This window comes from Halomonas sp. 25-S5 (assembly GCF_029889845.1).
GTDB lineage: Bacteria > Pseudomonadota > Gammaproteobacteria > Pseudomonadales > Halomonadaceae > Halomonas.
This window is the reverse complement of sequence record NZ_JARANV010000001.1, coordinates 330,793-353,731: the sequence shown is the minus strand read 5'-3', so window position 1 is coordinate 353,731 and position 22,939 is coordinate 330,793. Positions and strand designations below refer to the sequence as shown.

21 protein-coding genes and 4 tRNA genes are annotated in these 22,939 nt (G+C 65.3%); 14 read left to right on the top strand and 11 right to left on the bottom strand.

Features of this window, described 5'->3' with window-relative positions; translation table 11 throughout:
* Positions 1 to 97 precede the first annotated feature (97 nt).
* The gene (locus OP498_RS01655; RefSeq protein WP_280551765.1) at positions 98 to 895 is read left to right on the top strand and encodes a sulfotransferase family 2 domain-containing protein; all 798 of its coding nucleotides are present in this window, start codon (positions 98 to 100) and stop codon (positions 893 to 895) included.
* On the opposite strand, the gene OP498_RS01650 is transcribed toward OP498_RS01655, so the two are convergent.
* The 3 genes from OP498_RS01650 to OP498_RS01640 are packed head-to-tail and all read right to left on the bottom strand — an operon-like array spanning position 866 to position 4,613.
* Positions 866 to 1,573: a lipopolysaccharide kinase InaA family protein gene (locus OP498_RS01650; protein ID WP_280551762.1), complete on the bottom strand. Its 708-nt coding sequence runs from the start codon at positions 1,571 to 1,573 to the stop codon at positions 866 to 868. The genes OP498_RS01655 and OP498_RS01650 overlap by 30 nt on opposite strands.
* Positions 1,574 to 1,599: 26 nt before the next feature.
* On the bottom strand, positions 1,600 to 2,694 hold the full coding sequence (locus OP498_RS01645) for a glycosyltransferase (RefSeq protein ID WP_280551760.1): 1,095 nt from the start codon (positions 2,692 to 2,694) through the stop codon (positions 1,600 to 1,602).
* On the bottom strand, positions 2,691 to 4,613 hold the full coding sequence (locus OP498_RS01640; protein ID WP_280551758.1) for an LTA synthase family protein: 1,923 nt from the start codon (positions 4,611 to 4,613) through the stop codon (positions 2,691 to 2,693). Before OP498_RS01640 ends, OP498_RS01645 begins: the two co-directional genes overlap by 4 nt.
* A 169-nt stretch (positions 4,614 to 4,782) precedes the next feature.
* Between OP498_RS01640 and OP498_RS01635 the strand changes: the two genes are divergently transcribed.
* The 4 genes from OP498_RS01635 (at position 4,783) to OP498_RS01620 (ending at position 9,192) form a co-directional block, all read left to right on the top strand.
* Complete coding sequence (locus tag OP498_RS01635; protein WP_280551755.1) at positions 4,783 to 5,790, top strand: NAD-dependent epimerase; 1,008 nt, start codon at positions 4,783 to 4,785, stop codon at positions 5,788 to 5,790.
* A gap of 219 nt (positions 5,791 to 6,009) precedes the next feature.
* A complete protein-coding gene (locus OP498_RS01630) occupies positions 6,010 to 7,347 on the top strand; it encodes a UDP-glucose/GDP-mannose dehydrogenase family protein (RefSeq protein WP_280551753.1) in 1,338 nt (445 codons plus the stop codon).
* Positions 7,348 to 7,407: 60 nt separating this feature from the next.
* Positions 7,408 to 7,869: a TerB family tellurite resistance protein gene (locus OP498_RS01625; protein ID WP_280551751.1), complete on the top strand. Its 462-nt coding sequence runs from the start codon at positions 7,408 to 7,410 to the stop codon at positions 7,867 to 7,869.
* Between the two features lie 81 nt (positions 7,870 to 7,950).
* Complete coding sequence (locus tag OP498_RS01620; protein WP_280551748.1) at positions 7,951 to 9,192, top strand: FAD-binding oxidoreductase; 1,242 nt, start codon at positions 7,951 to 7,953, stop codon at positions 9,190 to 9,192.
* A gap of 140 nt (positions 9,193 to 9,332) precedes the next feature.
* On the opposite strand, the gene OP498_RS01615 is transcribed toward OP498_RS01620, so the two are convergent.
* Entirely contained in the window at positions 9,333 to 9,758 is a 426-nt protein-coding gene (locus OP498_RS01615; RefSeq protein ID WP_280551746.1) for a hypothetical protein, read from the bottom strand.
* A 62-nt stretch (positions 9,759 to 9,820) separates the two neighbouring features.
* Positions 9,821 to 10,714: a DMT family transporter gene (locus OP498_RS01610; protein WP_280551744.1), complete on the bottom strand. Its 894-nt coding sequence runs from the start codon at positions 10,712 to 10,714 to the stop codon at positions 9,821 to 9,823.
* Between the two features lie 158 nt (positions 10,715 to 10,872).
* On the opposite strand from OP498_RS01610, the gene pyrC reads away from it, so the two are divergent.
* Positions 10,873 to 11,910 carry a dihydroorotase gene (gene pyrC, locus OP498_RS01605; RefSeq protein ID WP_280551741.1) on the top strand — a complete coding sequence of 346 codons (1,038 nt, stop codon included), beginning with the start codon at positions 10,873 to 10,875 and terminating at the stop codon, positions 11,908 to 11,910.
* A gap of 74 nt (positions 11,911 to 11,984) precedes the next feature.
* Here pyrC and OP498_RS01600 read toward each other — a convergent pair whose 3' ends face one another.
* The 6 genes from OP498_RS01600 to folD form a co-directional block, all read right to left on the bottom strand.
* Positions 11,985 to 12,911, bottom strand: a complete 927-nt coding sequence (locus tag OP498_RS01600; RefSeq protein ID WP_280551738.1) for an alpha/beta hydrolase — start codon at positions 12,909 to 12,911, stop codon at positions 11,985 to 11,987.
* Positions 12,912 to 13,256 (bottom strand): HepT-like ribonuclease domain-containing protein, encoded by a 345-nt coding sequence (locus OP498_RS01595; RefSeq protein WP_280551735.1) that lies wholly within the window; start codon positions 13,254 to 13,256, stop codon positions 12,912 to 12,914. It abuts the gene before it with no gap.
* A gap of 10 nt (positions 13,257 to 13,266) precedes the next feature.
* Positions 13,267 to 13,557 carry a nucleotidyltransferase domain-containing protein gene (locus OP498_RS01590; protein WP_280551732.1) on the bottom strand — a complete coding sequence of 97 codons (291 nt, stop codon included), beginning with the start codon at positions 13,555 to 13,557 and terminating at the stop codon, positions 13,267 to 13,269.
* An 18-nt stretch (positions 13,558 to 13,575) separates the two neighbouring features.
* Positions 13,576 to 14,319: a 5'-methylthioadenosine/S-adenosylhomocysteine nucleosidase gene (mtnN, locus tag OP498_RS01585; protein WP_280551726.1), complete on the bottom strand. Its 744-nt coding sequence runs from the start codon at positions 14,317 to 14,319 to the stop codon at positions 13,576 to 13,578.
* Complete coding sequence (locus OP498_RS01580) at positions 14,316 to 14,783, bottom strand: S-ribosylhomocysteine lyase (RefSeq protein WP_280545732.1); 468 nt, start codon at positions 14,781 to 14,783, stop codon at positions 14,316 to 14,318. Before OP498_RS01580 ends, mtnN begins: the two co-directional genes overlap by 4 nt.
* Positions 14,784 to 14,954: 171 nt before the next feature.
* On the bottom strand, positions 14,955 to 15,839 hold the full coding sequence (gene folD / locus OP498_RS01575) for a bifunctional methylenetetrahydrofolate dehydrogenase/methenyltetrahydrofolate cyclohydrolase FolD (protein WP_280551724.1): 885 nt from the start codon (positions 15,837 to 15,839) through the stop codon (positions 14,955 to 14,957).
* Between the two features lie 181 nt (positions 15,840 to 16,020).
* Between folD and OP498_RS01570 the strand changes: the two genes are divergently transcribed.
* The 8 genes from OP498_RS01570 (at position 16,021) to lon (ending at position 22,829) form a co-directional block, all read left to right on the top strand.
* Positions 16,021 to 16,097: transfer RNA gene (locus tag OP498_RS01570), tRNA-Pro, on the top strand.
* 67 nt (positions 16,098 to 16,164) lie between these two features.
* A tRNA-Arg gene (locus OP498_RS01565) sits at positions 16,165 to 16,241 on the top strand.
* 72 nt (positions 16,242 to 16,313) lie between these two features.
* Positions 16,314 to 16,388: transfer RNA gene (locus OP498_RS01560), tRNA-His, on the top strand.
* A gap of 24 nt (positions 16,389 to 16,412) precedes the next feature.
* Positions 16,413 to 16,487: transfer RNA gene (locus OP498_RS01555), tRNA-His, on the top strand.
* Positions 16,488 to 16,742: 255 nt separating this feature from the next.
* Positions 16,743 to 18,128, top strand: coding sequence for a trigger factor (gene tig / locus OP498_RS01550; protein WP_280551721.1), 1,386 nt, complete (start codon positions 16,743 to 16,745; stop codon positions 18,126 to 18,128).
* An 88-nt stretch (positions 18,129 to 18,216) separates the two neighbouring features.
* The gene (gene clpP / locus OP498_RS01545; RefSeq protein WP_280551717.1) at positions 18,217 to 18,837 is read left to right on the top strand and encodes an ATP-dependent Clp endopeptidase proteolytic subunit ClpP; all 621 of its coding nucleotides are present in this window, start codon (positions 18,217 to 18,219) and stop codon (positions 18,835 to 18,837) included.
* Positions 18,838 to 18,962: 125 nt separating this feature from the next.
* Positions 18,963 to 20,243: an ATP-dependent Clp protease ATP-binding subunit ClpX gene (gene clpX, locus OP498_RS01540; RefSeq protein WP_280551714.1), complete on the top strand. Its 1,281-nt coding sequence runs from the start codon at positions 18,963 to 18,965 to the stop codon at positions 20,241 to 20,243.
* Between the two features lie 177 nt (positions 20,244 to 20,420).
* Positions 20,421 to 22,829 carry an endopeptidase La gene (gene lon, locus OP498_RS01535; RefSeq protein ID WP_280545737.1) on the top strand — a complete coding sequence of 803 codons (2,409 nt, stop codon included), beginning with the start codon at positions 20,421 to 20,423 and terminating at the stop codon, positions 22,827 to 22,829.
* Positions 22,830 to 22,939 lie beyond the last annotated feature (110 nt).

Here is a 22,939-nt window from a genome sequence, read left to right as displayed (position 1 = left end):
GGCTCCGAGTCTGTGAATCATTGAGTCGGTTACGAGCCAGGGAACCTTGGTCTTGATATGGGGGTTGTGCAGATATGAGCTCGATGTGGGTGGCGCTGTGATTATCAGCCACAAGTATCGTTTTATCTTCATCCATTGCCGCAAGGTGGCGGGCAGCGCCATCAAGACTACACTGTGGCCTCATCTTGGCCCTGACGACATCATGATCGGCAGCCTCGATGAGGTGTTACAGCGCGGTGGGCAGCTCAACCGGGCAGCTCGGAAAGCCATGAGGCACCCACGAGCACTGAACGTGACACGCAAGGCGGCTCTGGAGCGGTGGCAACATGGTGATACCGCTCGCTATCGTAATCTTGTGAACACGGCCGTCAAGGCTCGCTATCGTCGTTCGTTGTTCCGAAACCCGGTGCATCCCCCTGCGGAAAGTGCCAAAGCGATGTTTCCCCACGAGTGGGAGAATTATTTCAAGTTCTGCTTCGTCCGTAATCCTTATGAACAGGCGCTGTCGGAGTATTCGCATCAGAAGCGAAACTCCGGACGTGAGTTCGACTTCGTTTATTTTCTCAAGGCTCTGAGTGGTGAGATTGAAGATCGGGATATCATGCCCAGTGGTCTTACCAGTAATTGGCCACTCTATACCATCAATGACCAGGTGGCTGTCGATCATGTTGGTCGCTATGAAAACCTGGAGGAAGATTTCGCCTGGCTATGTGAGCAGTTGGGTATCCATTATCAAGGAAGGTTGCACGAAGAAAAGGTCGAAAAACATCGGCGTACCAAAAAATTGCATGATTGGTACGACGAAGGGAGTGTGGAGCGCGTTCATAAGCTCTATTCGAAGGAGGTCGAATATTTCTCTGTCCCCTCACCCGTTGACGAAAAGCCGATGGAGTAATTTCTCGGCCTTCTGTCGATAGGTTTCCCCTCGCAGCTTGTTCACCGTCAATGACCTCCTAAGTGCCGGCCATTGGTCGGCGCTTTTCGTGGGCAGCCGACGCACGTGGGCGTCGATCCATATCAGAGAACCATCAGCGTCGACCAGCAGGTTGTTGTAGTGCAGATCGCGGTGGGCGTAGCCGCTACGAGCGAGTTGTACGACTTCCCGGCAGAAGCGCTCCAGGAACACCAGTCGCCTTTCCTCATCCAGAGCATCGAAGACCTCGCCTCCCGCCCTGGCATCCTTCAGGTGTTCCATCAGCAGCAGCGAGGCATTGCGGTTGCCGGGGTTGAGCGAGATGCCCCAGCCGTGGCAACGGGGCGTGGCCAGGCCTGCCCGGCGCAGGATCTGCAGGCTCAGGTGCTCCTTGCGGGCATCGGACTGGCCCAGCCAGCGCTTCTCCAGGTAGTCGCGCAGCAGCCACTTGAAGGGTGCCTGGCGCTTGCTGAACTTGTCCGGCACCACCTTGGCGAGGATTTGCTGGTCCGCCGAGACATAGAAGCGGCTGCTGCCCACGGCCTCGAAGGCCGCGGTGGTGGTGGTGCTGGCCAGGGCCAGCCGGTCCGGCAGGCCCTCCGGATGGAAGACCAGGTAGCGCCGGCGGCGGTCATCGAAGGGGATATCCAGCAGGGTCACGTCATGTCCTGATTACTCAAGCTTGATCACAGGGCCTCGAACTGGGGCAGCACGCTTTCCTTGAGGAACTGCCGGTAGTGGCGTTCCTCGATCTCGATGGGGGCCTGGTCCATGCGCGCGATCGCATCGGCCAGGCCCCTTTCGTTTTCCGGGGCCACCAGGAAGTCGGCGAGCTCCTGGGTGAGGATCTCCTTCGGCCCGCTGGGGCAGTCGACGCTGATCACCGGAGTGTGCAGCAGCAAGGCCTCGATCAGCACCCGGGGCAGCCCTTCGGCATCCGAGGTCAGGAGCATCGCCTTGGCGGCAGCGATCCAGGGGTAGGGGTTGCGATGGTAGCCGGCGAAGCGGACCCGCGCCTCCAGGCCGAGCTCGGCGACCTGGCGGCGGATGGCGGCTTCGTGCTCCGGCTTGCCCTTGCCCATGATCACCAGCGGTGTGGCCACGCCGCTCTCGGCATAGGCGCGCAGCAGGCGGTCGTGGCGCTTGCGGGGCTCCAGCGCCGCTACGCAGAGGAAGAATTCCCCCGCGGGAAGCTCGGCAGGTTCCGCCGCCATCTCGACGAAGGGGGCGCGCTCGTAGGGGTTGTAGATGGGCAGGATCCGCTCGGCCTCGAGGCCCACCACGTTCTCGAGGTTCTCCTTCACGCCCTTGGAGACGGCGATGACCTGCCGGCCGCCATAGAAGCGGCGCACCTTGTCGAAGGCCCGCTCCCGCTTCTTCGGGTCACTGAACTTGGCGGAGACGTCGGACTTCACCCAGAAGTAGAGGTTGGGGTGGCGAAGGTGGCGGGTGATCTTGTCGCAGGAACAGGAGATCACCACGTCCGGGCGCCAGGCCGCCAGGGCCCGGGCGATCCTGCGCGCTTGCCACTTCTCGGTGAGCGCCGTGGTGGTGGCCTTGGTGAAGGGGGTCACCACGCCAAGGTTCTCGATGGCGAGCCCTTCCGGGATGCGGTGTTCGATCAGCTCACGGAGAGTAAAGACGATGACTTCGTGGCCGCGCTGGCGTAACTGGTCGGCGGTATAGAGTAGCGACTTCTGGGCGCCGCCGCCGTAGAGGTCCTCGATGACGAAGGCGAATCGCTTCTGCGGCTCTCGGGTTTTTGCGTCGGTGGTCATCATGGTGCCTCCCTGCCGGCGAACTGTGGGCTCGTGTCGACTTCGAGGTGACGGGCCAGCGGGACAAAGCGTTGGGTGGTTCCCGAGAAGAGGGCCTCCTGGGCCTGTTGGGTCAGGGCATAGGCATCCTGTACGCCTTCCACTTCATGGGGTGAGCAGGCCCTTTCCGGCCCCGGGGTTTCTGGTGGCTGCCAGTCGAAGCAGCGTTGCTGGTTCGGGTCGCGCAGGGAGAACTCTACCACGCTGTCGGCCATGACCCAGCCCAGGGTGCCGGCCTGGTGATACTCGGCCAGCTGGGGCGCATCCGGGTCGAGCAGCGAATGTCCCATGGCGGAGGGCATGGAGATATTGAGGATCTCGGCCACGGTGGGGGCCACGTCGCGCTGGTGAGGCGTGCGCTCCGGCGTGCCCGGTTCGACCAGCCCGGGGCCATAGAGGGCGAAAGGCAGGCGCGAGCGCTCGAGGATGGTGCCCTCGACCCGGGAGGTGTGGTCGGAAACCATCACCACCAGCCAGGGATGCTGCCAGTCGCGTTTCTCCAGGGCCTCGATGAAGCGCCCCAGATCCTCATCGGCCAGATGCAGGGTATTGCGGATGCCGGCCCAGCGGCTGTCGCTGTCGATCAGGCGATCCACGCTCTCGGGCACGGTGGTGTCATGGGTGGTGTTGGTGTTGATGCCGATCAGCATCGGCTCGGCCATGTCGTCCATGTGCTCCAGCGTAAAACGATAGAGGTCGCGGTCATGAACGCCCCAGTAGTTCTCGGCAAGGGTGCGCTCGCTGATCGCCTCCTTGCCGTAACTCGCCTGGAAGCCCAGCGACTGGGCGAAGGCGCCGGTGCCGCTGGTGTTCTCGTGGGAGCCCTGGAAGAAGGCGCTCTGCCAGCCGGCCTTGTTCAGCAGCTCCGGCAGGCAGGCGTAGTCGCGCATGGCCAGGTTGGTCTGGGCGATGGTCTCGCCGGGCGGGTTCTGGAAGCTGCAAAACAGGCTGAACATGCCTTCGGTGGTGCGCCGCCCACCGGCGATCATGTTACGCGTGCTGAGGCTCCGCTCGGCGAGGGCATCGAAGCGGGGCGTGACGACGCGGCCATCCTCGAGCGGCTGCATGAACTCGCTGGCCCAGCTTTCCAGCAACACGACGACCACGTTGACCGGCCGTGTGTTGGTGTCGGGCCCTAGCCGAGAGACGTTCGGATAGAGCTCGTCCACCCGTTGACGTGCCTCAGCCTCGCTCATGTCATCGAGGACCATCGGTTCGAGGTCATGCTGCTTGCCGCGCTGAAGGCCGTGCAGGGCGGCATAGGCGCCGTTGAGCGCGGCGGTCGCCGCCTCGGGTTCGCCGAGGCGCAGGGCATCGTCCGGGCTCTGGGGAACGCCGCTGATCCCGCCCCGCACGATCAGCACGGTGGCGGCGATCACGGCCAGCAGGGCGAGTTCCGGTTTCAGACCTTGGCGTTGACCGTTTGCTCGGCACCAGGGAACCAGCGCGGCCAGCCCCAGCAGCAGGAGGATGCCGACGAGATAGGGCCACTGGGCCATCAGCATGCCGCCCAGGCTGCCGGCTGAGTTCATCAGTTCGCCGGCTTCGTAGCCGACGTGGCGGCCTGTCTCCTGCCAGTAGAGCCAGTCGCCGAGATGGGCGAACAGGAGGATGGCGGTGACCGGCACCAGCCAGCCCCGGCGGGGAAGGCGAGGCAGCAGGCGGGCGAGTGGCCAGATCACCAGCACGGTGAGCCCCGCCATCAGTGCCGCGATGGCCAGGTCGAAGCGCAGCCCCCACCACCAGGCGGTGGGCCAGAGCCCTTCCGGCGTCATCAGAAACGATGCCGCCAGGCGCAGGCCCCAGGTCAGCAGGGCCAGCGTCAGGAAGAAGCGCAGCCAGGTGCGGAAGAGGGCGGGGCGCGGGGAGTGTGATCGGGTCATGGCCTCTGGAACGTCAGCGTGGTCGGATCGAGGGGGTGTCTTGAAAACGCCATATTCTATCATGCCGTCGTGTCGGGCATGCAGGGACGCGGTTGGTCTTCTATTGCGTTACAATTCCCGCCGGCCTGTTGAGGCAAAGGGCGGGTCAGGCACAAGGCAGGGAACTACCATGAAGCTTCTGATCACCGGCATGGCCGGGTTTATCGGTCATGCCGTGGCCAGGCGACTGGCCGGCCAGGGCCATGAGATCGTCGGCATCGACAATCTCAACGACTACTATGACGTGTCGCTCAAGCAGGCACGGCTCGACGACCTCGCCGACTGCGAGGACGTGCGGTTCATCCGGCTGGACCTGGCCGACCGCGCAGGGATGGCGGCGTTGTTCGCCGAGCATCGCTTCGACCGGGTCATCCACCTGGCGGCCCAGGCCGGGGTGCGCTACTCGCTGGAGAACCCGCATGTCTATGCTGACAGCAACCTGGTGGGGCACCTGAACGTGCTGGAGGGCTGCCGGCATCAGGGGGTCGAGCACCTGGTCTATGCCTCCTCGAGCTCGGTGTATGGCATGAACGAGCATGTGCCCTTTGCCACCTCGGATGCCGTGGACCATCCCATCAGCCTCTATGCGGCCACCAAGAAGGCCAATGAGCTGATGTCGCACACCTATGCCCACCTCTACGGGCTGCCGACCACCGGGCTGCGCTTCTTCACGGTCTACGGGCCCTGGGGGCGGCCGGACATGGCGATGTTCAAGTTCACCCGGGCGGTGCTGGCCGGCGAGCCGATCCAAGTCTATAACCATGGCGACATGGAGCGGGACTTCACCTATATCGATGACATCGTCGAGGGGGTCGTGCGGGTGCTGGCGCGCATCCCCCAGCCAAATCCGCAGTGGCAGGCCAGCGAGGCGGGCCCCGACAGCTCCAGTGCGCCCTATGCGCTCTATAACATCGGCCATGGTAGCCCGGTGCCGTTGATGGACTTCATCCGCGCGGTGGAAGCGGCCACCGGGCGTGAGGCGATCTGCGATTTCCAGCCCATGCAGCCGGGGGACGTGCCACGCACCTGGGCGGACACCGAGGCGCTGTTCCAGGCGACGGGGTATCGGCCCCGGGTGGGCGTGGAAGAGGGCGTGAGGAAGTTTGTTGAGTGGTACCGCGGGTTCTATGGGGTCTAGGGGCATGCGGAGGCGTCGGGCCATCGCCGTGCAAGCACAGCTCCCACAATACCGATGGCTCCCACAATACCGGCGGCTCCCACAACCTGAATCACATTGGGAGAGGGCGCCATAGCTATTGTAGGAGCGCTGCTTGCAGCGCGAAGGGATTGCCATGGACGCTTGCAAGGCATGCGTCATGAATAGAAGAGATCATCAGGACAGATCGGGAGACAGGGAATGAAGATCACCATTTTCGGGACGGGGTACGTGGGGCTGGTAACCGGCACCTGCCTGGCCGACGTGGGCCATGACGTGCTGTGCGTGGACGTCGACGCCGACAAGATCGCCCGGCTGGAGGGCGGCGAGATCCCCATCTTCGAGCCGGGGCTCGAGCCCATGGTGAAGGCCAACATGGCGGCGGGGCGGCTACGCTTCACCACCGACCCGGAAGCGGCGGTGGCCTTCGGAACCCTGCAGTTCATCGCCGTGGGCACACCGCCGGACGAGGACGGCAGCGCCGACCTGACGTACGTGCTGGCGGTGGCCGAGACCATCGGCAAGCACATGGCGGACTACAAGGTCATCGTCGACAAGTCCACCGTGCCGGTGGGCACGGCGGACCGGGTGCGCGAGACGGTGGTGAACGCGCTCCAGGCCCGGGGCGAGGCCCTCGAGGTCGACGTCTGCTCCAATCCGGAATTCCTCAAGGAAGGGGCGGCCATCGAGGACTTCACCCACGGCGCGCGGATCATCGTCGGCACCGAGGCCGAACGGGTGATGGCGCTGATGCGCGAGTGCTATGCCCCCTACATCCGTCAGCAGGAAAAGCTGATGTTCATGGACGTGCGCGCCGCCGAGCTGACCAAGTACGCGGCCAACGCCATGCTGGCCACCAAGATCAGCTTCATGAACGAGATCGCCAACCTGGCCGAGCGGCTGGGGGCCGACGTGGAGCAGGTGCGTCGCGGCATCGGCTCGGACCCGCGTATCGGCTACCAGTTCATCTACCCGGGCTGCGGCTATGGCGGCTCGTGCTTCCCCAAGGACGTGCAGGCCCTGGCGCGCACCGCGGCCGACGTGGACTACCAGGCGGAGCTATTGACCGCCGTGGAGGCGGTGAACCGGCGCCAGAAGCAGACCCTCTTCGCCAAGCTGGCGCAGGCCTTCGACCATGACCTCACCGGCAAGACCATCGCGCTGTGGGGGCTGGCCTTCAAGCCCAACACCGACGACATGCGCGACGCGCCCAGCCGCACCCTGATGGAGGCGCTGTGGGACGCCGGCGCGAAGGTGCAGGCCTATGATCCCGAGGCAATGAAGGAGTGCCGCCGGCTCTACGGCGAGCGCGATGACCTGGTGCTGGTGGGCGATCGCATCCAGGCGGTGAAGGGCGCCGATGCCCTGGTGATCTGCACCGAGTGGAAGGAGTTCCGCACCCTGGACTTCGCCTGGCTGAAGCAGCAGCTGGCCATGCCGGTGGTCGTCGACGGGCGTAATCTCTTCGAGCCGGACGCGGTGAAGGCGGCCGGGCTGCTCTACTTCGCCGTGGGGCGGGGGGAGTCGCTGCTGGTATAAGCCAGCCTTAAGGCGGGTCTGAAAGATTGTCTCGGGTCTGCCGCCACGAGGAGAGTCAGGATGATCGATTCGATACAGCGTTTTTTCAGCGATATGATGGCCGACGGTGGAGGCGCTGAGCAGGCGGCCCCCACGCTGGAGCTGGCCACGGCGGCACTGCTGTTCGAGGTGGCACGTGCCGACTACCACTTCGACGACAGCGAGGTCGCCCTGCTTCGCCAACTGCTGCAGCGGCGCTTCGAGCTGGCGGAGGCGGATCTCGACGAACTGATGCGCCTGGCCCGGGAAGAGGCCGAGTCGGCGGTGGACCATTACCAGTTCGTCAGCCTGGTCAAGGAGCACTTCGATTATGGCGAGCGTTGCGAGCTGGTGCGCATGATGTGGTCGCTCTCGCTGGCCGATGGTGAGCAGCATCACCTGGAGGAGCACCGCATTCGCCGCCTGGCGGAATTGCTGCACGTGAGCCATTCGGACTTCATCCGTGCCAAGCTGCGGGTGCGGGAGGATGATTCCAGCCACTGAGGGCGAGCCGTGGCTTTCTCTCTGCGCGGCTAAGGTGCATGCTCGGTTCCAGCCCCCCGTACAGCAGACAAGGAGTCAGAGATGGCGCGTGAAATCGTGGTGATGGGTGCCGGGATGGTCGGCGTGTCGGTCGCCTGGTACCTGGCTCGACGTGGGCACTCGGTGACCCTGGTCGACCGCCGGGAGCCGGGGCGCGAGACCTCCTTCGGCAATGCCGGCATCATCCAGCGCGAGGCCGTGCGGCCCTATCCCTTCCCGCGGGATCTCGCCACCATGCTGCGGGTGCTGCCCAACCGCCAGGTGGATATCCGCTACCGGCCCGGTGGCATGGTGCGGGCCGCCGGGGCCCTGCTGCAGTACTGGCAGAACTCCGCCCCCAAGCGTTATGCGCGCATCGTGCCCGAATATGCCTCGCTGATCTGCCTGTCGCTGGAGGCGCATGCGCCGATGGTCGAGGCGGCCGGGGCCGAGCATCTGGTACGTAAGGAGGGTTGGCTGGAGGTCTATCGCACCCGGGAGGCCATGTCGGCGCGCCTGCGGGATGCCGAGGCCAACGCCGAGCGGTTCGGTGTCCGCTACCGGGCACTGGATGCGAGTGAGCTGGCGACCCTGGAGCCCGACCTGAGCGATGAGCTGGCCGGGGCGATCCACTGGGAGCAGCCCTGGACGGTGGCCGATCCCGGTGGCCTGGTACAGGCCTATGCCCGCAGTTTCGAGGCCGAAGGGGGGCGTGTGTTGCAGGCGGACGTGACCGACGTCGCTCGCCATGGCGCCGGTTGGCGGGTCGCCACCTCCGAGGGTGAACTGGACGCCGAGCAGGTGGTGATGGCCATGGGCCCCTGGTCGCGTGACTGGTTCTCACGCCTGGGGCTGGAGATACCGCTGTTCGTCAAGCGCGGCTATCACATGCATTACGGCGCGACGGGCTCGGCCAGGCTCGGCCACTGGGTGATGGACGCCGAGGTCGGCTACCTGCTGGCTCCCATGCAGGCGGGGATCCGCCTGACCACCGGCGCGGAACTCGAGCGCCTCGAGGCGCCACCGCACCTGCAACAGCTGGCCGCCGCCGAGCGTGTGGCGAAAAAACTCTTCCCCTTGGGCGAGCGGCTGGATGCCGAGCCCTGGAAAGGCGCGAGGCCTTGCACCCCGGACATGAAGCCGGTCATCGGCCCGGCGCCGGGGCAGGAGGGGCTCTGGCTGGCGCTTGGCCATGGCCACCAGGGCTTCACCCTGGGCCCGGCCACAGGCCGCCTGCTCGGCCAGATGATGGACGGCGAGCGTCCGGAAATCGATATGGCGCCGTTTCGGGCCGAGAGGTTCTGAAGGGGGGGGGTATAAGGCGTTGTGGGAGCCGTGCTTGCACGGCGATTTGCGCTCGGCTGTTCGAATCGCGGTGCAAGCACAGCTCCCACAAGGGCTTCTCCCCTTGCACGCGATGGAGATCCCGCACCCTTGTGGACGGCTTATCGCTTGGCCTTGCGCTTCTGCTGGACGAGGTGACACAGCAGCTTGACCACCAGGGTGAAGACGAACACCAGCCAGCCGGCGGTGGCCAGCACGTTGAACAGCAGCATCTTCTGCTCGCCGTTCATCGGGGTGATGAGGTGGTCGATGACGATGGCCAGCAGGAAGGCCAGGGTCAGGGGCAGGGCGAGGATGTGCATCCACATCTCGGTGCGTCGCTTGCGGACATGGTAGCGGCCGAGCAGCACGCGGATGGGGCGGTGCACGAAGCTGATCAGGATCAGGCTGCCGAACATCAACAGGGCGGCGAGGCTGGGTTCGATGCTGCCCAGGTGCGCGGAGATGCTGACCGACCAGTAGAGCACCAGCCACATCAGGCCGGCGAGGATGGCAACGATATCGGCGTAGTGTCTTACCTTGGGCATCGAGTCCTCATGGGTGGCCGAGCGTCGGTGGCGATGCGCACGCTGGCGCCATGATACGGCATTCAGCGCCGCTTGAAGAGTCGCCGTACCCAGTACCAGCGGTTGATCAGCAGGGCCGCGAATATCAGCGAGCAGCCCAGCAGCTGGAGCAGCGTCATGGTCTCGCCGAACCACCAGGCGGCCATCAGTGCGGTCCAGACCGCCTCGAGCATCAGGATGACCGCGGCATGGCTGGGGGTGGTCAGGCCCTGGGCGTGGACCTGGAGGAAGAAGCGCAGGGTGCTGGCGAAGAGGATGCTGGCGGCGACCCAGCCGAGCGTGGCCGCCGAGAGGCGTGACGGCCAGGGTTCGACGGGCAGGGAGGCGAGGGTGAGTACCAGGCCCACCACCACCAGCTGGATGGCGGTCAGCGGCAGGGCGGGCACACGGCGCACCACCCGCGAGTTGGCATTGATCAGCACCGAGAAGACCAGCGCCGAGCCGGCGATCAGCCACTGGCCGGGCTCGATCCGGAAGCCCGCATTCAACGACAGCAGCATGAAGCCGACCAGTGCCACCGGGAGGGCGATCCAGGTGGTGCGCGGCGGCCGATCGCCGAACAGCAGGCGTGCCACCACCGGGACCAGCAGGATACCCAGGCTGTTGATGAAGGCGCTCTCGCCGAGGTGGCGGGAGTGGTGCAGGCCGAGCACCCACAGCGAGATGGCCGCACTGAAGATCAGCCCCACGCCGGCGGCTCGCCGCCAGTCGGCAAGGGAGAGCCGACGCAGGGCGGCAAGGGCGAAGAGCGCCAGGATCCCCCCGGCGATCAAGAAGCGCGTGCCGATGAACAGCAGCGGCGGCATGCCGGCCAGGGCCTCCTTGGAGAAGATCCAGCCGGCCGCGGCCAGCATCGTGACCAGCAGCAGCAGGAGGTCGGCGCGCAGGGGCGAGCGTGTCGGGTCAATGGGCGGCATCGGTCACCGTGGCGTGGAGAAATCGGCCGGACATGTTAGCAGACAAATGACTTGGGTGGGCCTCGGGGTGGCGGCGGGCTTGCGATATACTGGTCCCACCTTGGCTCAAGACCCTCTTTGATCTTTTCGACACAGAGGCTTTCGACACAGGACCTGACGTGAACGCGATTACCCTGACCCGCCCGGATGACTGGCACCTTCACCTGCGCGACGGCGAGGCCATGGCGGCCGTGGTGGCCGCCAGTGCCCGCCAGATGGGCCGCGCCATCATCATGCCCAACCTCAAGCCGCCGGTGACCACCACCGAGCAGGCGCTGGCCTATCGCGAGCGGATCCTTGCGGCGCTGCCCGCCGGGGCCACTTTCGAACCGCTGATGACGCTCTACCTGACCGACGATACGCCGGTTGATGAGATCGAGCGGGCCCATGCCAGCGGCCTGGTGCAGGCGGTGAAGCTCTATCCCGCCGGGGCGACCACCAATTCGGCCTCCGGCGTCACCGACCTGGCCCATTGCGACGCGGCTGTGGCCGCCATGGCGCGGCTGGGTATCCCGCTGCTGGTGCATGGCGAGGTCACCGACGCCGATATCGATATCTTCGATCGCGAGGCGGTGTTCATCGAGCGGGTCATGAAGCCGCTGCTCGAGCGCCATCCTGACCTGAAGGTGGTCTTCGAGCACATCACCACGGCGCAGGCCGCCGACTTCGTGGCCGCGGCGCCGGCCAATGTGGCGGCGACCATTACCGTCCATCACCTGCTGTTCAACCGTAACCACATGCTGGTGGGTGGCATTCGCCCCCACTACTACTGCCTGCCGATCCTCAAGCGCGAACGCCACCGCCTGGCACTGCTGGCCGCCGCGACCTCGGGTAGCCCTAAGTTCTTCCTGGGCACCGACAGCGCGCCCCATGCGCGGGGCGACAAGGAGAGTGCCTGCGGCTGCGCGGGGGCCTACACCGCGCCGGCGGCCCTGGAGCTCTATGCCACGGCCTTCGAGCAGGCCGGGGCCCTGGAGCGCCTGGAGGGGTTCGCCAGCCATTTCGGCCCCGACTTCTATGGCCTGACGCGCAACGCCGAGACCGTCACCCTGGTGCGCGAGCCCTGGCAGCTGCCCGAGGTGCTGCCCTATGCCGAGGGCCAGACCATCGTGCCCCTGGCCGCCGGCGAGACGCTGGGGTGGACGCTTCAGGACTGATGCCAGTCACCAGTGAGCGCGACAGTAGCAAGCGGCCGCCCCGAGGGGCGGCCGCTGTCGTTCCAGGCGCGGGCTTAACCGTCGAGTAGCTGCCGGTCGAGAAAGGCGATGCCGGCCTCGATGGCGCTGTCGCGGGTCAGGAAGCTGGTGAAGTGCCCACGGTAGTGTTGCAGGTAGAGCTCGCTCTCCACCCCCTGGGCGAGGAGTGCGGCGTGGAAGTCGGTGGCATGGTCCACCGGCACCAGGCTGTCCCAGCGGCCGTGGAAGAGGAAGTGGGGCGGCGTGTCGGCATCGACGTGGTAGATCGGCGAGGCCAGTCGGTAGGCTTCGGGCTTCTCCGCCCGGGTTCCGCCGATGAACTCCACCACCAGCCGCCCGTCAGCGAACTTGAAGAGGTCGCTCGGCAGGCTGCCGCCCAGCACCCCCGCGAGCCGGGCGTGATCGCCGCCGTAAGGCTCGCTCAGGGCCCCGACATTGCCGGCCACCCCGAGCAGGCTGACCAGGTGGGCGCCGCTGGAGTAGCCGACGCCGACGATGCGGCCGGTGTCGATGCGCCACGCCTCGGCCCGCTCGTGGATCCAGGCCATGGCCTGCTGCAGGTCGTGGAGCTGGGCGGGAAAGCGGTAGGTCGGGGCGAAGCGGTAGGCGATATTGACCGTCACGTAGCCGCGTTCGGCGAGCCTCTCGGCGATCTCGTCCATGTCGTCGGGACTGCGCCGCTGCCAGCCACCGCCATGCACCAGCAGGGCCGCCGGGCGCAGCCGGTCGTCGGGGGTGTCCGGTAGCAGGACGCGCGCCTCCAGCGCCTCTGGCCAGTCGGGTGGTGTATAGGTGAGCGGCGCCAGGCGTTCGACGGCATAGTCGGCCGGTTCCACGTCGTTCAGGGCCATGACCTCGCCGTTGCGGTCGAGGTGGGTGGCGCAGCCGGTCAGCAGCAGGGGCAGGGCTAGAAGCAATTTTCGCAACCAGTGAGCTTGTGCCGCGAGATTGTTGTCATTCATCTATCGGCACCCATCGTCACCGGCCAGCATCTCCCGGACAGCTCGACCCAGTGGTTCCAGATGCTGGTCGATAACACCGCTTACTGTGAAGGGGTCAATATTGCCAAGGTATTCATGTGCCAGAATATTCCGGAAGCCACTTATCTGGTGCCAGGGGATATCCGGATAGCGGGCTTTCTTCGAGTCGGGTAGGCGCTGGGTTGCCTCAGACAGGGTCTGGAGGTTCCTCAGGGCAGCATCATAGAGGATGTCATCTTCGGTGATGTCGCCACGCTGTCTGATGCGTGCAATCTTCTCGATGACGTCAAGAATATGCTGGGCGTATAGCTGCCACTCCTTGCTCATGACTCCTTGCTCATAACTCTCGGGCTTCCGCGAGAACAGTATCCCTGATGTGGCGATTGAGTTCGTGGAGGGGAATCAAGTCGACGTCGTGACCCGTAATCTCAGCAAGCCTCTCTGCAAGCGCCATGCGTTGCGTGAAGAGGTCATAGCCCTTGTCGAAATCCACCAGAAAGTCGATATCACTGCCCTGATCTTCCTGCCCCCGAGCCACGGAACCGAATACCCGTATGCCATGGGCCCCATGTGCCCTAGCGGCATTGATGATGGCATGGCGCTTCTCGTGTAGTTCATCGAGTAGCATGGAGACTCCTGACTGCGATCAAGTCGCTTGTTCGACCTCAGGATAAGACGGAGATTCCATGCATGCCAGGCGGTCGACCATGGCCGTGACCATGCGCGTGGAGTGGTCGGCGGCCTTCTCCAGGAACTCGCTGAAGGAGAGGTGGTTGTCGCCGCCGCCGGCGATGTCGGAGAGCGCGCGGATGACCACGAAAGGGCAGCCATAGTGGTGGCAGGTCTGGGCGATCGCCGCGGCCTCCATCTCGGCGGCCAGCATGGTGGGGAAGCGCGAGCGGGTCGTCGCCACCAGTTCGGGGCAGGCCATGAAGACGTCGCCGGTGGCGATCAGGCCCTCGACGACCTTGACCTCGTCCAGCGCTTCGACGCACTCCCGGGCCATGGTGACCAGCCGCGCGTCCGGGACGTAGGCGGCGGGCATGTTGGGCACCTGGCCGTGCTCGTAGCCGAACACCACGGCGTCCACGTCGTGGTGGCGCACCTCGCTGGAGACCACCACGTCGCCGATCTCGAGCCCCTCACCGAAGCCGCCGGCGGAGCCGGTGTTGATGATCGCCTCGGGATGGTAGACGTCCAGCAGCAGGGTGGTGCCGATGGCGGCATTCACCTTGCCGATGCCGGACTGCAGGATCACCACCTCGACGCCATGCAGTTTGCCCAGGTGGAAGGTGCAGCCCACGTGCTGGCGGGTGCGGCGATCCTCCAGCTGGGAAGCGAGTGCGGCGACCTCCTGGGCCATGGCGCCGATGATGCCGATGCGCTTCATGCGAACACCCGGGACCATTCGTCACGCTTGGCCAGGAAACCGCGGGCGATCTGCTGGGCGCCCTCCAGGCTGTGGCTGGCCGCCCAGCCGCACTGCATCTCGTTGCAGGCGGGCACCGCGTCTGCCACCAGCACGTCCTTGAGGGTGCCTTCGACCAGATCGAGCACGCTGTCGTAGTCGTCGTGGTTGATCATCGCGATGTAGAAGCCGGTCTGGCAGCCCATGGGGCTGATGTCGACGACCTTGTCGGAGTGGTTGCGCGAAAGTTCGGCCATCAGGTGCTCCAGGGAGTGCAGGCCGGGCATCTCCATGTGGTCCTGATTGGGCTGGCAGATCCGCATGTCGTACTTGTGGATGGTATCGCCGTGCTCGCCGGTCTTGATGTCGGCAAGGCGGATGTAGGGGGCCTTCACCTTGGTGTGGTCGAGGTTGAAGCTTTCGACGTTCATCTTCTGGTCGGTCATCGGGCGACCTCGCGAGTCGGGAAAAATGGAGGCGCGATTCTAGCGGAATTCGCGATACGGTGCATGTGGGAGCGGTGCTTGCACCGCGAATTGCTTAGCTCGGCACCCATCGCCGTGCAAGCACGGCTCCTACAACGGGTTCCGGCAGCCATCGCCGTGCAAGCACCGCTCCTACAATAGTCCCCTTGCTCCTTGCTCCTTCTCGGCGTCATGCATATCGGCGGCCTGCAGGGTGTTCTCGAGCAGGGTGGCTACGGTCATGGGGCCGACGCCGCCGGGGACCGGGGTGATCCAGCTGGCGCGCTCGGCGGCCGGGGCGAAGTCGATGTCGCCGATCAGGCGGCCGTCCTCCTGGCGGTTGATGCCCACGTCGATGACGATGGCGCCGGGCTTGATCCACTCGCCCTTGACCAGGCCGGGCTTGCCCACCGCGACCACCAGCAGGTCGGCGCGCCGGACATGTGCCTCCAGGTTCTGCGTGAAGCGATGACAGACGGTGGTGGTGCAGCCGGCGAGCATCAGTTCCAGTGACATGGGGCGGCCGACGATGTTGGAGGCGCCGACCACGGTGGCATCCAGGCCGCGGACCTCGAGGCCGCTCGCTTCCAGCAGGGTCATCACGCCCTTGGGGGTGCAGGGGCGCAGCAGCGGCAGGCGCTGGGCCAGGCGGCCGAGGTTGTAGGGGTGGAAGCCGTCGACATCCTTGTGGGGCAGGATGCGCTCGAGGATCGGGCGGGCGTCCAGGTGCTCGGGAAGCGGCAGTTGCACGAGGATGCCGTCGATGCGGGGGTCCGCGTTGAGCTGGTCGACCAGGGCCTCGAGTTCCTCCTGGCGGGTGTCTGCCGGCAGCGGGTACTTGAAGGAGCGGATGCCGGCCTCCTCGCAGGCACGGTGCTTGTTGCGCACATAGACGGCGGAGGCGGCGTCCTCGCCCACCAGGACCACGGCCAGTCCGGGAATGCGCCCTCCGGCCTCGCGGCGTGCCTGCACCTGGCGAGCGACCTGCTGGCGGACTCGGGCGGCAATGGACTTGCCATCGATCAGTTGGGCGGTCATCGAACTTCCCTCTGCTGGTGGGTGGGTGGACGGGGCGGGAGATTTTCGCATGCCCGGGCCCCAAGGCAAAGCGGCCGGTCGGCAGCCGCGCGGTTCTCGCTTGACCCGAGGGGAAAGTTCCGTAGAATACGCAGCGCTTGACGAGGCCCCTGCGGTGGCGTCAGGGCCGTGCAAGAGCCGGCGGGGTGTAGCGCAGTCTGGTAGCGCGCCTGCTTTGGGAGCAGGATGTCGGGGGTTCGAATCCCTCCACCCCGACCACAACCTGTTGATTGGGAAGTTTTATTTCTCATTTCGGGTTGCGGTCAGGCGCTCTGAGACGTAGAATGCGCCCATAGCTCAACCGGATAGAGCAACGGCCTTCTAAGCCGTAGGTTGCAGGTTCGATTCCTGCTGGGCGCGCCATGTGTTCCATGGGGTGGCCGGTAGCGGTTCGGCCGACGCGTTTGAGCTTTCAGCAAGACCCGTGTCGTCGTGGTGGATGTAGCTCAGTGGTAGAGCCCCGGATTGTGGCTCCGGTGGTCGTGGGTTCGATCCCCATCATCCACCCCATCTCGACATGATCTCCAGGCAGTGGTGGATGTAGCTCAGTGGTAGAGCCCCGGATTGTGGCTCCGGTGGTCGTGGGTTCGATCCCCATCATCCACCCCATTGCCTCCCTCAGCAGGTCCCGCTTCTTTCGATTCATCCCCCAGATGCCTTTTCGGTGCCGTGGCGCCCGTCGTCCCGTTGCCTCCTGCGGCAGCAGTCAGCACGGAAAAATCCCGGTCATGCCCCTTGTAATGTGCCGTCAGGCCCCCATCTGTTCAGGCACGGCGCTTGCCAGTACCGGGCGGGATTCTTAGAATCTCCCCCTTGACCCTTTTCACGCTTTCACAGAACGCCCCAGTCGGTAGAGGACATTTCATGCAAGTTTCCGTCGATACGACCTCCCAGATTGAACGCCGCATCAAGGTCCAGGTGCCGGCCGCCGAGGTCGACGAGGCCGTTGCCGCCCGTCTCAAGGATGCCGCCAAGAACGTGCGCATGGACGGTTTCCGCCAGGGCAAGGTCCCGATGTCGGTGATCCGCCAGCGTTATGGACGCGGCGTGCGCGACGAGGTGGTGGGCGAAGTGATGCGCGAGCGCTACGTGCGTGCCATCTCCGAGCACGAGCTCAACCCGGCCGGGTATCCGCAGATCGAGGCCACCATCAACGAGGCGGGCAAGGACCTGGAATTCACCGCCACCCTCGAGATCTACCCCGAGGTCGAGCTTTCGTCCATCGAGGGCACCGAGGTCGAGCGTCCGGTGGTCGAGGTGACCGAGGCCGACGTCGACGAGATGATCGATACCCTGCGCAAGCAGAGCGCCGGCTGGAAAGAAGTCGAGCGTGCCGCCGAGCAGGACGATCAGGTCAAGATCGACTTCCAGGGCTTCCTGGGCGACGAGCCCTTCGAGGGCGGCAGCGCCGAGGGCCACGAGCTGGTGATCGGTTCCGACAGCTTCATCCCCGGTTTCGAGGAGCAGCTGATCGGTGCCAAGGCGGGTGAGGAGAAGGAACTCAAGGTCACCTTCCCCGAGGACTACCAGGCCGAGCAGCTGGCCGGCCAGGAAGCGACCTTCAAGGTCAAGGTCCACGCGGTGCAGGGCCAGGCGCTGCCCGAGGTGGATGCCGAGTTCGTCGAGAAGTTCGGCGTCGAGGACGGCGATCTGGACAAGTTCCGCGCCGAGGTCAAGAAGAACATGACCCGCGAGGCCACCCAGGCCGTCGACAATCGCGTCAAGCAGCAGGTGCTCGAGGCGCTCAAGAAGGCCAACGACATCCCGGTGCCCCAGGCGCTGGTGCAGCAGGAGACCGAAGGCCTCAAGCGCCAGGCGGCCCAGCAGTTCGGCCTCGGTGAAGACTTCGACGTCAGCCAGCTGCCCGACGAGCTGTTCGCCGAGCAGGCCAAGAGCCGCGTCCAGGTCGGCTTGCTGCTGGCCGAGGTGATCAAGCGCCACGAGGTTGCGGCCAGCGATGACGAGATCAAGGGCAAGGTCGAGGAGCTGGCTCAGCAGTATCAGGACCCCGAGCAGGTGGTCGAGTACTACATGGGTAACGACCAGCTCAAGACCCAGGTCCAGTCGGCTATCCTCGAAGAGAAGGCCGTCGATGTCCTGCTCGAGCAGGCCAGCGTCAAGGACGTGGAGATGAGCTATCAGGAGGCCCTCGCCGCGGCCCAGCAGCAGGGCGAAGCCGACGAGGAAGGCGAAGAGGCCGAGGCCGAGACCCAGGGTGAAGCGCCCCAGGGCGAAGAGAAGCAGGCCTGATCGCGCTGCGGCGCACCCTGCCTGGCCCCGCGGCCGGGCAGGGCGTTATCCCACGCTTCCATTCATCGGATCCAAGGACATCACCCAGATGAGCAATCCGTTCGAACCCCAATCCGCCGGCGGCCTGGTGCCCATGGTGGTCGAGCAGAGCGCGCGCGGCGAGCGGGCTTACGATATCTACTCTCGCCTGCTCAAGGAACGCGTGATCTTCCTGGTGGGCCCGGTGGAAGACCACATGGCCAACCTGCTGGTGGCACAGCTGCTGTTCCTGGAGTCCGAGAACCCGGACAAGGACATCCACCTGTACATCAACTCGCCGGGTGGCGCGGTGACCGCCGGCATGTCGGTCTACGACACCATGCAGTTCATCAAGCCCGACGTCTCCACGGTGTGCATCGGCCAGGCGGCGAGCATGGGCGCGCTGCTGCTGGCCGGCGGTGCCGCAGGCAAGCGCTACTGCCTGCCCAACTCGCGGATGATGATCCACCAGCCGCTGGGCGGCTACCAGGGGCAGGCCTCGGACATCGAGATCCACACCCGCGAGATCCTCGGTATCCGCGACAAGCTCAACCAGATCCTCGCCCATCACACCGGCCAGGACATCGAGACCATCGCCCGGGATACCGACCGCGACAACTTCATGAACGGCCCACAGGCCGCCGAGTATGGCCTGATCGATGCGGTGCTGGAACAGCGGCCGACATCCTGATAGCGTGAATTTCACCCGAGTGACCTTCATGCACTGAGACGTTTCCCGGCGGCCGAGGCCGCCGTGGTGAACCCGACGCCCCATGAGCCATACTGTAGGGGCGTCACTATGAAAGAGGTACGCGAATGGCCGACGGCAAAGGCAAGGACGAAGGCGGTAAACTGCTCTACTGCTCGTTCTGCGGCAAGAACCAGAACGAGGTACGCAAGCTGATTGCCGGTCCGTCCGTGTATATCTGCGATGAGTGTGTCGACCTCTGCAACGACATCATTCGCGAGGAGGTGCTCGATGCCGATGCCGAGACCGACGAGGAGCGCCTGCCCGCTCCCCGCGAGATTCGTCACACCCTCGATGACTACGTGATCGGCCAGGACCGCGCCAAGATGGTGCTGTCGGTGGCGGTCTACAACCACTACAAGCGCCTGCGCTTCGGCGCCAAGGACGACGACGTCGAGCTTGGCAAGTCGAACATCCTGCTGATCGGCCCCACCGGCAGCGGCAAGACGCTGCTCGCCGAGACGCTGGCGCGGCTGCTCAATGTGCCCTTCACCATCGCCGATGCCACCACCCTCACCGAGGCGGGCTACGTCGGCGAGGACGTGGAGAACATCATCCAGAAGCTGCTGCAGAAGTGCGACTACGATGTGGAGAAGGCCCAGCGCGGCATCGTCTATATCGACGAGATCGACAAGATTTCGCGCAAGTCGGACAACCCGTCGATTACCCGGGATGTCTCCGGTGAGGGCGTGCAGCAGGCGCTGCTCAAGCTGATCGAGGGCACCACCGCCTCGGTGCCGCCCCAGGGCGGACGCAAGCACCCCCAGCAGGAGTTCCTGCAGGTCGATACCGGCAACATCCTGTTCATCGTCGGCGGCGCCTTCGCCGGGCTGGACAAGGTGATCCGTGATCGCGCCGAGAAGGGCGGCATCGGCTTCAATGCCGTGGTCAAGAGCAAGGACGAGACCAAGGGCGTCGGTGACCTGCTGCTCGACGTGGAGCCCGAGGACCTGGTCAAATTCGGCCTGATCCCCGAGTTCGTGGGTCGCCTGCCGGTGATCGCCACCCTGACCGAGCTCACCGAGGATGCCCTGATCGAGATCCTCACCGAGCCGAAGAACTCGCTGATCAAGCAGTACGCCCGGCTGTTCGAGATGGAAGGCGTGGAGCTGGAGTTCCGCGAGGACGCCCTGCGGGCGGTGGCCGGCAAGGCCATGGCGCGCAAGACCGGCGCCCGCGGCCTGCGCTCGATCCTCGAGTCGGTGCTGCTCGATACCATGTACGAGATTCCCTCGCTGGAGGGGGTCTCCAAGGTGGTGATCGATGCCTCGGTCATCGCTGGCGAGAGCGAGCCGCTGCTGATCTACTCCCAGCAGGAAGCGCAGCGGAGCGACGGTACCGACGGCTGAACCACCGGGCGCCACGCGCCCCGATGAGGGAGCGGCTTCATCCGCGAGGTGTTTAGGAGCCTCGGGCGATGGATCCGCTCCCCTTCTTTTGCGCGCCGGCACGGGTTGCCTTGCAATGCCACCGCTTCGCCCCCACTCCTTGGGTATCCATCCGATTTCGTGTGAGGAACGTCTGCGATGCAGCAGAACGCCGAACAGACCCTGAGTCTGCCCCTTTTGCCACTGCGGGACGTGGTCGTCTATCCGCAGATGGTCATCCCGCTGTTCGTCGGCCGCGAGAAGTCGATCCAGGCGCTCGAGGCCGCCATGGCGGCCGACAAGCGCGTCCTGCTGGTGGCCCAGCGCGAGGCCAGCAAGGACGATCCCGATAACGAGGACATGTTCGCCATCGGCACCGTGGCCGAGATCATGCAGCTGCTCAAGCTGCCCGACGGCACCGTGAAGGTACTGATCGAGGGCGAGTCCCGGGCCGATATCCGCGAGATCATCGCCGTCGATGGCGGCTACAGCCGTGCCGAGGTGAGCCTGCGCGAGAGCGAACCGCTCAGCGAGCGCGAGCAGGAGGCGCTGGTGCGCGTGCTGCTCACCCAGTTCGAGCAGTACGTGAAGATGTCGAAGAAGGTGCCCAACGAGGTGCTCAACTCGCTCTCCGGCATCGAGGACCCCAGCCGCCTGGTGGATACCATCTGTGCCCACCTGTCGCTGAAGATCGACGACAAGCAGCAGCTGCTGGAGATGGACCGGGTGCGCGATCGCATCGAGCACCTGATGGCGCTGATCGAGTCCGAGATCGACCTGCTGCAGGTGGAGAAGCGCATCCGCTCGCGGGTCAAGGACCAGATGGAGAAGTCCCAGCGCGAGTACTATCTCAACGAGCAGATGAAGGCCATCCAGAAGGAGATGGGCGAGCTCGAGAACGTGCCCAACGAGGCCGAGAAGTACGAGCGGGCCATCGAGGGATCCGGCATGCCCAAGGAGGCGCGCGACAAGGCGCTCCAGGAGCTGGGCAAGCTGAAGATGATGTCGCCGAACTCCGCCGAGGCCACGGTGGTGCGCTCCTACCTGGACTGGCTGGTGGCGGTGCCGTGGAAGAAGCGCACCCGCATCAAGCATGACCTGGTGCACGCCCAGAAGGTGCTCGACGAGGATCACTACGGCCTCGAGGAGGTCAAGGCGCGCATCCTCGAGTACCTGGCGGTGCACAAGCGGGTCAAGAAGCTCAAGGGCCCGGTGCTCTGCCTGGTGGGCCCGCCCGGGGTGGGCAAGACCTCGCTGGGGCAGTCGATCGCTCGGGCCACCAACCGCAAGTACGTGCGCCTGGCGCTCGGCGGGGTGCGCGACGAGTCCGAGATCCGGGGCCATCGCCGCACCTACATCGGCTCGCTGCCGGGCAAGCTGATCCAGCGCATGGCCAAGGCCGGGGCCAAGAACCCGCTGTTCCTGCTCGACGAGGTCGACAAGATCGGCATGGACCACCGCGGCGATCCCTCCTCGGCGCTGCTCGAGGTGCTGGATCCGGAGCAGAACGACACCTTCAGCGACCACTACCTGGAGCTGGACTACGATCTCTCCGAGACGCTGTTCATCTGCACCGCCAACTCGATGAACATCCCCGGCCCGCTGCTCGACCGCATGGAGGTGATCCGCCTGCCGGGCTACACCGAGGACGAGAAGCTCGCCATCGCCCGCCGCTACCTGGTGCCCAAGCAGCTCAAGGCCAACGGCTTCAAGGACGACGAGCTCTCGTTCTCCGACGACGCGCTGCTCGAGCTGATCCGCTACTACAGCCGCGAGGCCGGGGTGCGCGAACTGGAGCGCCAGATCGCCAAGGTGTGCCGCAAGGTGCTCCGCGAGCGCCTCGAGAAGGAGCGCCAGGAGGGCGCCCAGGCGCCGGTGCTGCTCTCGGCGGCCGACATCGAGCCCTATGCCGGGGTGCGCCGCTACAGCTACGGCCTGGCCGACCAGGAGGACCAGGTCGGCCGGGTGACCGGCCTGGCCTGGACCTCGGTGGGCGGCGAGCTGCTCAACATCGAGTCGGTGATCACGCCCGGCAAGGGGCGTCTGGACAAGACCGGCTCGCTCGGCGACGTGATGAAGGAGTCGGTGAGCGCGGCCCAGACGGTGGTGCGCGCGCGGGCCCTGGCGCTGGGCATCGACCCGGAGCGCTTCGAGAAGGAGGACCTGCACATCCACGTGCCCGAGGGCGCCACGCCCAAGGACGGTCCCAGCGCGGGCATCGCCATGGTCACGGCCATGGTCTCGGCCTACACGGGGCGTCCGGTACGCTGCGACGTGGCCATGACCGGCGAGGTCAACCTGCGCGGGGAGGTGCTGCCGATCGGCGGGCTGAAGGAGAAATTGCTGGCTGCCAGGCGCGGTGGTATAAAGACGGTGCTAATACCCGAGGAGAACCGCCGCGACCTCAAGGAGGTTCCGGACAATATCAAGGAGGCCCTCGATATTCGGCCGGTTCGCTGGATCGATGATGTTCTTGAGGTGGCCCTGGCCGACAAACCGGCGCCGAAAAAGGAGGAACCGCGAGCGGAAGATTCCACCTCCTCGGCGTCGATGGTCAGTACGCACTAACGATAATTTCCTCGCCATACCGGTGCCAGAATCCCGGTATGGCGGGGTTTGGCAAGGAAGGTTGCTTGACAGGTCTTTCACCGCATTGCTATAAACTACCGCCATGCTGT

What these genes read in the sequence shown, in the direction of transcription:
- OP498_RS01645 (WP_280551760.1), bottom strand. Translation starts at nt 2,694, where the DNA reads ATGATGACCACCGACGCAAAAACCCGAGAGCCGCAGAAGCGATTCGCC.
- OP498_RS01640 (WP_280551758.1), bottom strand. Translation starts at nt 4,613, where the DNA reads ATGACCCGATCACACTCCCCGCGCCCCGCCCTCTTCCGCACCTGGCTG.
- OP498_RS01635 (WP_280551755.1), top strand. Translation starts at nt 4,783, where the DNA reads ATGAAGCTTCTGATCACCGGCATGGCCGGGTTTATCGGTCATGCCGTG.
- OP498_RS01630 (WP_280551753.1), top strand. Translation starts at nt 6,010, where the DNA reads ATGAAGATCACCATTTTCGGGACGGGGTACGTGGGGCTGGTAACCGGC.
- OP498_RS01625 (WP_280551751.1), top strand. Translation starts at nt 7,408, where the DNA reads ATGATCGATTCGATACAGCGTTTTTTCAGCGATATGATGGCCGACGGT.
- OP498_RS01620 (WP_280551748.1), top strand. Translation starts at nt 7,951, where the DNA reads ATGGCGCGTGAAATCGTGGTGATGGGTGCCGGGATGGTCGGCGTGTCG.
- OP498_RS01615 (WP_280551746.1), bottom strand. Translation starts at nt 9,758, where the DNA reads ATGCCCAAGGTAAGACACTACGCCGATATCGTTGCCATCCTCGCCGGC.
- OP498_RS01610 (WP_280551744.1), bottom strand. Translation starts at nt 10,714, where the DNA reads ATGCCGCCCATTGACCCGACACGCTCGCCCCTGCGCGCCGACCTCCTG.
- OP498_RS01600 (WP_280551738.1), bottom strand. Translation starts at nt 12,911, where the DNA reads ATGAATGACAACAATCTCGCGGCACAAGCTCACTGGTTGCGAAAATTG.
- OP498_RS01595 (WP_280551735.1), bottom strand. Translation starts at nt 13,256, where the DNA reads ATGAGCAAGGAGTGGCAGCTATACGCCCAGCATATTCTTGACGTCATC.
- OP498_RS01590 (WP_280551732.1), bottom strand. Translation starts at nt 13,557, where the DNA reads ATGCTACTCGATGAACTACACGAGAAGCGCCATGCCATCATCAATGCC.
- mtnN (WP_280551726.1), bottom strand. Translation starts at nt 14,319, where the DNA reads ATGAAGCGCATCGGCATCATCGGCGCCATGGCCCAGGAGGTCGCCGCA.
- OP498_RS01580 (WP_280545732.1), bottom strand. Translation starts at nt 14,783, where the DNA reads ATGACCGACCAGAAGATGAACGTCGAAAGCTTCAACCTCGACCACACC.
- folD (WP_280551724.1), bottom strand. Translation starts at nt 15,839, where the DNA reads ATGACCGCCCAACTGATCGATGGCAAGTCCATTGCCGCCCGAGTCCGC.
- tig (WP_280551721.1), top strand. Translation starts at nt 16,743, where the DNA reads ATGCAAGTTTCCGTCGATACGACCTCCCAGATTGAACGCCGCATCAAG.
- clpP (WP_280551717.1), top strand. Translation starts at nt 18,217, where the DNA reads ATGAGCAATCCGTTCGAACCCCAATCCGCCGGCGGCCTGGTGCCCATG.
- clpX (WP_280551714.1), top strand. Translation starts at nt 18,963, where the DNA reads ATGGCCGACGGCAAAGGCAAGGACGAAGGCGGTAAACTGCTCTACTGC.
- lon (WP_280545737.1), top strand. Translation starts at nt 20,421, where the DNA reads ATGCAGCAGAACGCCGAACAGACCCTGAGTCTGCCCCTTTTGCCACTG.